General features: G+C 47.2%; 10 protein-coding genes and 1 riboswitch. All 10 genes read right to left on the bottom strand.

The genetic code is table 11. From position 1 onward, the window contains the following. Positions 1–456: 456 nt before the first annotated feature. The 10 genes from Ga0451573_RS16735 to rimI all read right to left on the bottom strand — a co-directional run bounded on the left by Ga0451573_RS16735 (position 457) and on the right by rimI (position 8,753). Positions 457–1,026: a 5-formyltetrahydrofolate cyclo-ligase gene (locus Ga0451573_RS16735; RefSeq protein WP_231685298.1), complete on the bottom strand. Its 570-nt coding sequence runs from the start codon at positions 1,024–1,026 to the stop codon at positions 457–459. Positions 1,027–1,094: 68 nt separating this feature from the next. Beyond that, the gene (gene lepB / locus Ga0451573_RS16730; RefSeq protein WP_231685297.1) at positions 1,095–1,682 is read right to left on the bottom strand and encodes a signal peptidase I; all 588 of its coding nucleotides are present in this window, start codon (positions 1,680–1,682) and stop codon (positions 1,095–1,097) included. Between the two features lie 201 nt (positions 1,683–1,883). Beyond that, entirely contained in the window at positions 1,884–2,183 is a 300-nt protein-coding gene (locus tag Ga0451573_RS16725; protein WP_231685296.1) for a hypothetical protein, read from the bottom strand. Positions 2,184–2,283: 100 nt separating this feature from the next. Next, positions 2,284–2,394: riboswitch (cyclic di-GMP riboswitch) on the bottom strand. A 57-nt stretch (positions 2,395–2,451) separates the two neighbouring features. After that, positions 2,452–2,943, bottom strand: coding sequence for a hypothetical protein (locus Ga0451573_RS16720; protein ID WP_231685295.1), 492 nt, complete (start codon positions 2,941–2,943; stop codon positions 2,452–2,454). 93 nt (positions 2,944–3,036) lie between these two features. Beyond that, complete coding sequence (locus Ga0451573_RS16715) at positions 3,037–3,468, bottom strand: ACT domain-containing protein (protein WP_231685294.1); 432 nt, start codon at positions 3,466–3,468, stop codon at positions 3,037–3,039. Between the two features lie 40 nt (positions 3,469–3,508). Continuing rightward, positions 3,509–4,804, bottom strand: a complete 1,296-nt coding sequence (locus Ga0451573_RS16710; protein ID WP_269438359.1) for a phenylacetate--CoA ligase family protein — start codon at positions 4,802–4,804, stop codon at positions 3,509–3,511. 113 nt (positions 4,805–4,917) lie between these two features. Then, the gene (locus Ga0451573_RS16705; RefSeq protein ID WP_231685293.1) at positions 4,918–6,249 is read right to left on the bottom strand and encodes a DUF512 domain-containing protein; all 1,332 of its coding nucleotides are present in this window, start codon (positions 6,247–6,249) and stop codon (positions 4,918–4,920) included. Beyond that, positions 6,246–7,010 carry a prolipoprotein diacylglyceryl transferase gene (gene lgt, locus Ga0451573_RS16700; RefSeq protein ID WP_231685304.1) on the bottom strand — a complete coding sequence of 255 codons (765 nt, stop codon included), beginning with the start codon at positions 7,008–7,010 and terminating at the stop codon, positions 6,246–6,248. The genes Ga0451573_RS16705 and lgt overlap by 4 nt, the downstream gene beginning before the upstream one ends. 233 nt (positions 7,011–7,243) lie before the next feature. Continuing rightward, a complete protein-coding gene (tsaD, locus tag Ga0451573_RS16695) occupies positions 7,244–8,269 on the bottom strand; it encodes a tRNA (adenosine(37)-N6)-threonylcarbamoyltransferase complex transferase subunit TsaD (RefSeq protein ID WP_231685292.1) in 1,026 nt (341 codons plus the stop codon). 13 nt (positions 8,270–8,282) lie between these two features. Next, the gene (gene rimI / locus Ga0451573_RS16690) at positions 8,283–8,753 is read right to left on the bottom strand and encodes a ribosomal protein S18-alanine N-acetyltransferase (RefSeq protein WP_231685291.1); all 471 of its coding nucleotides are present in this window, start codon (positions 8,751–8,753) and stop codon (positions 8,283–8,285) included. Positions 8,754–8,758 lie beyond the last annotated feature (5 nt).

Raw genomic sequence — 8,758 nt, 5'->3', positions numbered from 1 at the left:
GGGTTCCCGAAGTGCCCACGCAGTGGGCATTTGGGCATCAGCCGGGAACCCGGCTGATAGGCGACGTCGCGAGCGTTTTGCGCGAGCTATGACGTCGCCGTGCCCTCGGGAAACCGGCGCCGCGATAATCGGACGAGCGAGCGCAGCGAGCGATGTCCGCTTATCTCCCGCATTCACGAATAAACATTTCGTTTATGCCGCTATTATCTGCTATACCGCCATTATCTGCCAAATTTCACACAATAAACTTTTGTTTCTCCAGAAGCCCCAGATATTCCTTCTTTTTCCACCAATGTTACAATTTGAATCATCATTCGAAGAACCGCATTAAAAAAGTGAATTAATATAGTTTCCTGAAGGGCAAGAAAAAAATAATCAGGAGTCCGAGTCGTACCGGTGGTACGTCGAGGACTCCTGATTATTTTTTGACACAGACGAAGTCTTAAACCAACCGCCCTATCCGCATTTGATAACGCGGTTTTCGGTCACCACATACCTCATCGGATAATCGTGAGCTTCAGGATAAACATCATCTCTGATCTGGAGTTCAAAGGCCAGGGCGGCAAATGAGGCCTCTGGACGGAGCAGTCTCAGGAAACGGTCATAAAAGCCGCCGCCATAGCCGAGCCTGTTTCCGACAGCATCAAAAGATACCCCCGGCACAACAACAAAGTCTATTTCGGTCGGCTCAACAGGCCTTACACACTCAGGTTTTGGTTCCAGTATGCCCCAGGTACCGGAAGTGAGATCCCCCGGATAATTGATTATTTCTGAAGGGATAAGCCTGATATTTTTGGTGTCAGTAATGGGAACAACCACCCTTTTCCCGTTCTGCAGGCATTTGGCAATTAAATTCCCGGTAGCAACTTCCTTCCTGAAATCAAGATAAAACATTATTAATCCGGCGCTTTGAAACTCTGGCAGTTCCTCCAGCTGTTTAACTATCCGCGCGCTCTTTTCGGCAGCCTCTTCATCTGTCTGGGCCATCCTGGCCGCAATAATTTCTTTCCTAAGCTGTTTTTTCATTCCCAGAACCCCTTTTCTATTTATTAAATTAATATATAAGTCTCACGAAAATTGAAATTCCTTTATATCTAGGATTTTACTCCATCAATTAATCCAAACCTGTCCAGGGGCCAAAACCTGAAAAACGCCCTTCCTTTGAGATTTTCCAGAGGTAAAAAGCCCCATGCATGGCTGTCAAAACTATAATTACGATTATCCCCCATAACAAACAGATACCCTTCCGGAATGGCAACAGGCCCATAGGTATAATTAAGCCTCTCGGCAATATATGGCTCATCCAGGGGCTTATTATTAACAAATACCCGGCTCTCTTTTACTTCTACAGTATCACCGGGTAAACCCACAACCCGCTTAATCAGGTCATCATCACCCGCTCCCCGCTGCGCCTCCGGAGGGGGCGCAAAGACAACAATGTCGGTCCGCTCCAGTTCCCTGAACTTAAATACAATCTTGTCTACCAGAAGCCTGTCACCGATTTCGAGTGTAGGCAGCATTGACTCTGACGGAATCAGCCTTGCTTCAATCACGTATGTGCGTAAAAAAAAGGTTAATATAAGTGCAAAGAAAACAATCTGTAAAATATCCTTCAGAAACCCCCATACCTTTTGTGAAGAATCCCCTGGTTCATCAATGTTGTCCGAATATTCCTGAGACAACTCAACACCCGCCTCTCTAAATTAGACTTAACTACTCGATGCATTAGACTTAACTACTGCTGCATTAGACTTAATTACTCGCTGCATACCATTACATACCAATATTATATTTTAATTTGGCTCAAAAGAAAACCTGTAGCAGGACAAGATTTAGTAAATAAAAAAACAGCTCAGACTAAGTCCAAGCTGAATTTACCCTTTTTAGATTACTATTTTCCATATGGCGCTTGCCCCCACCACCCCGCCAAATAGAGGCAGGAACTGGCTTACCGCCCAAGTAAGACCAGGGCCGAAGACAACATAAACCGCCATAATGATCACCAGACCCAGTGCTATGTTCTCCGAGATAATCACTACGATAAGAGTGATAACAAAAGCTGCAATTATACTTCCCATCCACGTGGGATAATCTACCACCGGCTCCACTGTATAATAGTACCACCAGGCAAAAGCCCCGAACAATACTGCCAGCAAATGCCTGAAAACAGTGGACGTAGCCATCAGTATCACCTCCATCCTCTTAAATTGTGTGCTATCCGGAGAACACTAAGGCCTGTCTCCGGACGAAAAGCCGAAGACAGGCCGTGAGCCAACCCAATTCTCCGGCAACCCGGCTGTCATGGCATCACAGCGGTTTCACAGCCAACCGCCAATCTGCTTTAGACCCGTGGTTTTGCGTCCCCGTCTTTCGACGGGTTTGCCTTTGTCGGGAAGGGTAAAATACCCTTATTAATTTATCGATGAATCGGGACAAAAACTTTATACCTTTTTAATAATTAACCAACACCGCCCGTGCGTTCCCGTCACTGGTTATAATAGCGCCAACAATATCCCCGGCTTTAATCCGCTCCAGGGAACTGACATCATCTTTGGTACGTACAACCGCATCCTTTTTCACCGCAACATTAGGACTAATCTTGACACTGTTGTCATCCATTTCCTGGTCGATGGTAATAATCCGTTTATCAATATCCACGGCTTTGACCTCTCCCCAGACAATCATCTCTCCGGCTTTGGGGTCCACATTTTCCACATCGGTTTCCTTAAGAGTTTGCGGAGATAAGTCCGACCCTCTTTCACTGGCTTGGAGCTTATTGCCGGAATCGCTTTCATCATCAGCAATCTGCGGCGGCACTGCCTTGATATCCCTGTTTTCCGGGATTACAGTTTTCTCTTCGTTCAGGGAAGTGTAACCGAGGTAACCGCCGATAACCACTGCCACCACAACAAAGAGAACTAAAAACGGCAGGTTCTTCCTCATAGTATTCCCCCCTTAGCAATAAATTTTTTGGTATATAGGCAGTAATTATGCAAAAAGGGGCATTACCCCAAATTCACGGTAACCCCCTCAATTTTATAGTTTATAAACCTCGCTGCCTTTAACCACGTTAACATTGTGCTTCGCCAGAAGTTCTACAGCTTCATCTACCTGTTCCACCCGGAACACGACCAGGGCATCATTTGATGACTTTTCCAGAAAAGCATACAGGTATTCTATATTTATCCCAGCAGAATTTAAAATGCCCATCACCCTGGCAAGGCCTCCCGGATCATCCTGAACTTCCACAGCAATTACATCAGTAATACTCACACTAAACCCATCATCTTTTAGTATCCTGAAGGCCTCTTCCGGCTTATTAACAATAAGCCTCAAAATACCAAAATCAGATGTATCTGCAATGGACAAGGCCCTGATATTTATTCCTGCCTGACCCAGCACCTCTGTTAGTTCAGCCAGCCTTCCGGACTTGTTTTCAAGAAAAACAGAAATCTGTTGTACTTTCAATCGTTTTCCCTCCTTATAGTTCGGTGGTCACAATTCTTCTTTATAATTCCCTATTATCAATGACACGTTTTGCCTTGCCTTCGCTCCGTGGAATCGTCTTTGGTTCCACCAGCTTGATCTTGGCAGATATACCAAGAAGACTGGCTATTTCGTGGCCCAGCTTCCTTTCAAGCTCTTCCATTTTACGTACCTCATCAGAGAACATCTTTTCCGAAACTTCCACAAGTACTTCAAGAGTATCAAGAGTACCCTGCCTGTCAACAACCAGCAGGTAATGGGGTTCGGTTTCCCCGAAATTAAGCAGCACACTTTCAATTTGTGAGGGAAATACATTCACACCGCGTATAATCAACATGTCATCGGTACGTCCCATCACCCGGTCCATTCTCACAAAAGTACGGCCACATTCGCATTTTTCCTCAGTCAGAACAGATATGTCCCTGGTTCTGTATCTCAGGAGAGGGAATGCCTCCTTAGTAATGGTGGTAAAAACAATCTCCCCTTTGGAGCCATAAGGCAGGGATTCTCCTGTCTGTGGATCGATAACTTCAGGGATAAAATAGTCTTCCATAACATGCATCCCGCACTGGCATTCACATTCCATGGAAACACCCGGCCCCATAATCTCACTCAGACCATAAATGTTGTATGCCTTGATTCCCAGATTCTTTTCGAGTTGATCCCGCATTTTCTCTGACCATGGCTCAGCGCCGAAAATACCGGCCTTAAGCTTGCCGTTAACCAGATCTACCCCAAAATCCCCTGCTTCTTCACCAAGGAAAAGGGCATATGACGGGGTACAACAAAGAATGGTGGTACCGAAATCCTCCATCAGCATCAGCTGGCGTTTGGTATTGCCTCCGGAAATCGGAATAACGGACGCGCCCAGCCGTTCCGCTCCATAGTGCAGGCCCAGTCCCCCGGTAAACAACCCGTAACCATAGGCGACCTGAACCACATCTCCTTTGCTGCCGCCAACCATGGCCACACAGCGGGCAATGAGTTCAGACCATGTGTTAATATCGTTTTGGGTATAACCGACAACTGTTGGTTTACCGGTTGTCCCGGAAGAGGCATGAATCCTCACCACTTCTGACATTGGCTCAGCAAACAGCCCAAAGGGATAATTATCTCTGAGATCCTGCTTAACAGTAAAAGGCAGCAGCTTCAGATCCTCCAGAGTTTTAATATCTCCCGGCTCGATTCCCTTATCTTTGAATTTTTCCTTGTAAAACGGTACATTGTCATATACCCGGCGCACAGTTTTCTGCAAACGTTCCAGCTGCAGCTGCCTGAGCTGTTCCCGGGGCATAGCTTCATTCTCAGGATTATACATAATGCCCTCTCCTTTATTTGAACTTTTATGGTCACATTCCCGCTTTGGATTTCTGAAAAATTTTTAATTATTTCCACAAAAACCTACTAAATTCCTGCTTTATTAGAAAAATTTCAGAGAATTTCAACTTTAGCGCCGATTTTTTCCTCTAATTCCAGGCAGCTTCTCCCTGTCAAATCCTTACCCCTGACATCAAAAGCAACAGCCGGAACAATCAGTACATCTCTGCCGGAGTCAATTCTTACACTCTGGGCAGCTGCGACAAAGTCTGCGACCGTTAGCAGCCCGGCGGCTGCAATCGAACCTCCAAAAAAAAGGTTATCCACCGGAATTATATCAATAACACCCCTCTGGGGCGATTTCTCCAATGCCATCCCAAGAACTGCTTCACCCAAAACAGAACACATAAGTTTTAGACGCTTATGCCTGGCTGCCATAGATTCTACGGCAGCAGCCGTTTCCGGAGCAATATCATAATCCATTACAATTCCAGAGGCCTGGCCCTGTTTCTTCTTAATATCAGCCCCAAAGGTATGGCCGTTTCTTTGGATTTCTACCTTCACAGGTCCTCCCTCTCTAATCCTGTTAAAGGCATGTACTCTGGAAAAACAACGGGTTCCGTCAACAGAAAGGAGGATATCATCTCTCAAAAGGCCTGCTTTGTCAGCCGGAGAACCAGAGATAATCCCTGTAACTACTGCTTCAAGATTTTTGATTACAGGCGGCTCCACGGTAACCGGTACCGCTGCCCGGGCTCTGACCGAGGCAATATATGCTGCCAGCTCCTCATGCATTTCAGGCTTGAATTTCAGATTTTCCGGGGTATTCTTAGTGAATCCGGGCAAAAAAACCCGGATAGTCTCACTGCCATATTCCGCGAGGCAGCATACTGTTTCCCCCAGATCCTCCCACCCGATTATATGCGGCATGGCCACAATGCTGCCGTGAAAAGGCACCCCTGCATCGGCCAGGCAGCGCGCTGAACCCACGGCCTGTTCAGCCATGGAGTCATTCATCAGGCGTCTTCTCACCGCCGGGTTAGAACTGTTCAGGGATAAATAAAGCTCCACATCCCCCAGCCCGGCCAGAAAATCGGCTGTCTCCGCATCTATGAGAGTTCCATTGGTAGTAATCTGAATACGTGTTCCGGGGAAATGTTCCCTTATCATCAGGAGTATCTGCCGGATCAACGGATGGGTAAACGGTTCGCCTTCCACAATCCTGGTTACAGACTCTCCAATAACTATTTTATCTTCAGGTGAGATAAACTGCAGGGTTTGGGCCACTTCTTCCAGAGACCGCGGTCCTGTTTTATATATTTGTATGCCCGGGGGGTTATGTCGGTGACTGCAGAACATGCAGCTTACATTACATAAAGATGTTACCGGCAAAATATTCCCCCTGAAAGCAGATTCATATATCAGGTAGTCGGGAGGTTTTATCATTCTCCCCCTCCATGATGTTTCTGTTGGCTTCGCAAGCGGTAGAAAACAATTGCAGCCAGAACAATAATGGCACTTACCAACTGGGATACCGTAACATTTCCAAATACCAGCAGGTTCTCCCGGAAGGATTCCACAATTGATCTGCCAATCCCATAAAGTATCAGGAATAATAAAAATACCTGCCCATCAAATTTTTTACGCTTCCAGACAAACATCAAGACCCCGAAAAGCAAAAACCCGATAGCTGAAGAAAAAAGCTGAGTAGGGTAACGGGCAATCAGGTCAGGACAGGGCGCACCTTCAATATACGGGAAGACGACCCCCAGAAACGACTCGGTTTCTTTTCCGTAACAGCAGCCATTCATAAAGCATCCCAGCCGTACTATCCCATAGCCCAGGGCCAGGGGGGGCGACACCAGGTCAGCCAGGGACCAGAAAGGAAGCTTTTTTCTGATTACATACCAGGTTCCGGTTATGAAACCACCTATCAAAGCCCCATAATAAACGAGTCCGCCCTTCCAGATAGCAAATATCTGGAGGGGTTCCTGCAGATATCTTCCAGGCTCATACACGAAAACGTAAAACAGTCTGGCGCCAACCACTCCGCCCACAACAAGAACAATGACAAGATCCAGTATCCGGTCAGGTTCCATTCCAATGCCCCGGGCGAGTCTTACAGCAACCATCGTCCCCAGCAGAATTGCCAGGCTCAGGGTAAATCCCCAGGCATAGACAGTAAAAGCCCCATATTCAAAAAGCACCGGCAGCAAATAAATTCCCTCCTTTTCCACATCTCCTGTTCCTTACAGAATACATTCTGATGGCACTTTTCCACAAAATCCACACCGGCCTGCTGCTCTGTGGACGAAAGTGTTTTACACATGTAAAACTCCCCGTTTTTCAAGTTATCAACAGACTTATCCACATTATCCACAGGTACTTTTCATCCACAAAACAGGTGTTCCCGGATTCCCTGAAAAATATATTTTTGAGTTCAATAGGCATCTTTACCAAGCTTCAGACCCGGTACAGCATTGAGAGTAAGAGGGGCAAACTCGCGCCGCAGATACCTGTAATAACCGGCACAGGCTACCATAGCGGCATTGTCGGTACAAAAGACCGGTTCCGGATACCTGACACTGATACCAAAAGATTGGGCCCTTCGTGTCAATTCCCGTCTCAGTCCGGTATTGGCTGCAACCCCGCCGGCCAGCAGAACGGTACTTACCCCATATTTCACGGCAGCCGCCACGGTTTTATCGCTAAGTACATCGACCACCGCTCCCTGAAAGCTGGCCGCCAGATCAGTCTGTTCTATCTCTTCACCTCTCATTTTTGCCTTGTTGAGGTAATTGAGAACAGATGACTTAAGCCCGCTGAAGCTGAAATCAAAACTGTTATTCTCCAGGTAAGCCCTGGGGAAATCAATAGCTGCGGGATTTCCCCCGGCTGCCAGCCTGTCTATCAGAGGACCGCCAGGGTATCCCAGTCCCATGACCCTGGCCACCTTGTCAAAGGCTTCTCCGGCAGCATCATCCCGGGTTCTCCCGATGAGTTCATAACTTCCGTGAGCTTGGATAAAGATCAGGTCCGTGTGCCCACCGGAAACCACCAGGCAGACTACCGGAAGCTCCGGAGGCCTGGTGAGGAAATTAGCATAGATATGGCATTCCACATGATTCAGCCCGATAAGGGGCAGGTCAAGAGTGTACGCCAAGGCCTTGGCAGCGGAAACACCGACCAGGAGCGCCCCCACCAGTCCAGGACCGTAAGTTACCGCAACAGCGGTAAGATCCTTAAAAGTAACCCCGGCTTCGTCTAAGCTCTGGCGAATTACCGAGTTTATCAGTTCCACATGCTTCCGGGACGCTATTTCGGGAACCACGCCCCCGAATCTCTGATGCACCGGGACCTGTGATGAAATAACACTTGACATAATTCTGCTGCCATCTGCAATTACAGCAGCCGATGTTTCATCACAAGATGTTTCTATTCCAAGTATGATTGTCTCTGCCGACACTTGACCACACCTTTCAGGTATCTTTGCGAAGGTTCTTCCACATGATAACTGCATCTTCACCGGTATCAGAATAGTAACCGTGCCTGACCCCATGGGAAATAAATCCCGTATTTTCATAAAGCCTCAGGGCTGCAAAATTGGATGGCCTGACTTCAAGAGTCATTTTTTGGCAGCCCCTGCAGAGGGCTTCTTTAAAAAGCTCGCAAAGCAGCGTTCCCCCGACCTGCTTCCTCCTGTAAGAAGGGTGGACCGCGAGTGTTGTCACATGCCCTTCATCAAGGATTATCCACATCCCGGCATACCCGATGACCCTATCCCCTGCAAGTGCAGCAATATAATAAGCAAAATCATTATTGTCAATTTCATGAGAAAATGCCATTCGTGACCATGGCGTAGGAAAAGATGTATTCTCTATGGCCACGACCTCGTCAAGGTATGCCTTACACATCCGCTTAATCCGGACGGGTGTTTTCGTATTATCCATCTGAT

Origin of the sequence: Phosphitispora fastidiosa, assembly GCF_019008365.1 — a bacterium.
In the GTDB taxonomy this organism is placed as follows: Bacteria; Bacillota; Thermincolia; order Thermincolales; family UBA2595; genus Phosphitispora; species Phosphitispora fastidiosa.
The sequence above is the reverse complement of the archived record's forward strand: the minus strand, read 5'-3'. Positions and strand labels throughout refer to the sequence as shown.

What these genes read in the sequence shown, in the direction of transcription:
- Ga0451573_RS16735 (WP_231685298.1), bottom strand. Translation starts at nt 1,026, where the DNA reads ATGAAAAAACAGCTTAGGAAAGAAATTATTGCGGCCAGGATGGCCCAG.
- Ga0451573_RS16725 (WP_231685296.1), bottom strand. Translation starts at nt 2,183, where the DNA reads ATGGCTACGTCCACTGTTTTCAGGCATTTGCTGGCAGTATTGTTCGGG.
- Ga0451573_RS16720 (WP_231685295.1), bottom strand. Translation starts at nt 2,943, where the DNA reads ATGAGGAAGAACCTGCCGTTTTTAGTTCTCTTTGTTGTGGTGGCAGTG.
- Ga0451573_RS16710 (WP_269438359.1), bottom strand. Translation starts at nt 4,804, where the DNA reads ATGTATAATCCTGAGAATGAAGCTATGCCCCGGGAACAGCTCAGGCAG.
- Ga0451573_RS16705 (WP_231685293.1), bottom strand. Translation starts at nt 6,249, where the DNA reads ATGATAAAACCTCCCGACTACCTGATATATGAATCTGCTTTCAGGGGG.
- rimI (WP_231685291.1), bottom strand. Translation starts at nt 8,753, where the DNA reads ATGGATAATACGAAAACACCCGTCCGGATTAAGCGGATGTGTAAGGCA.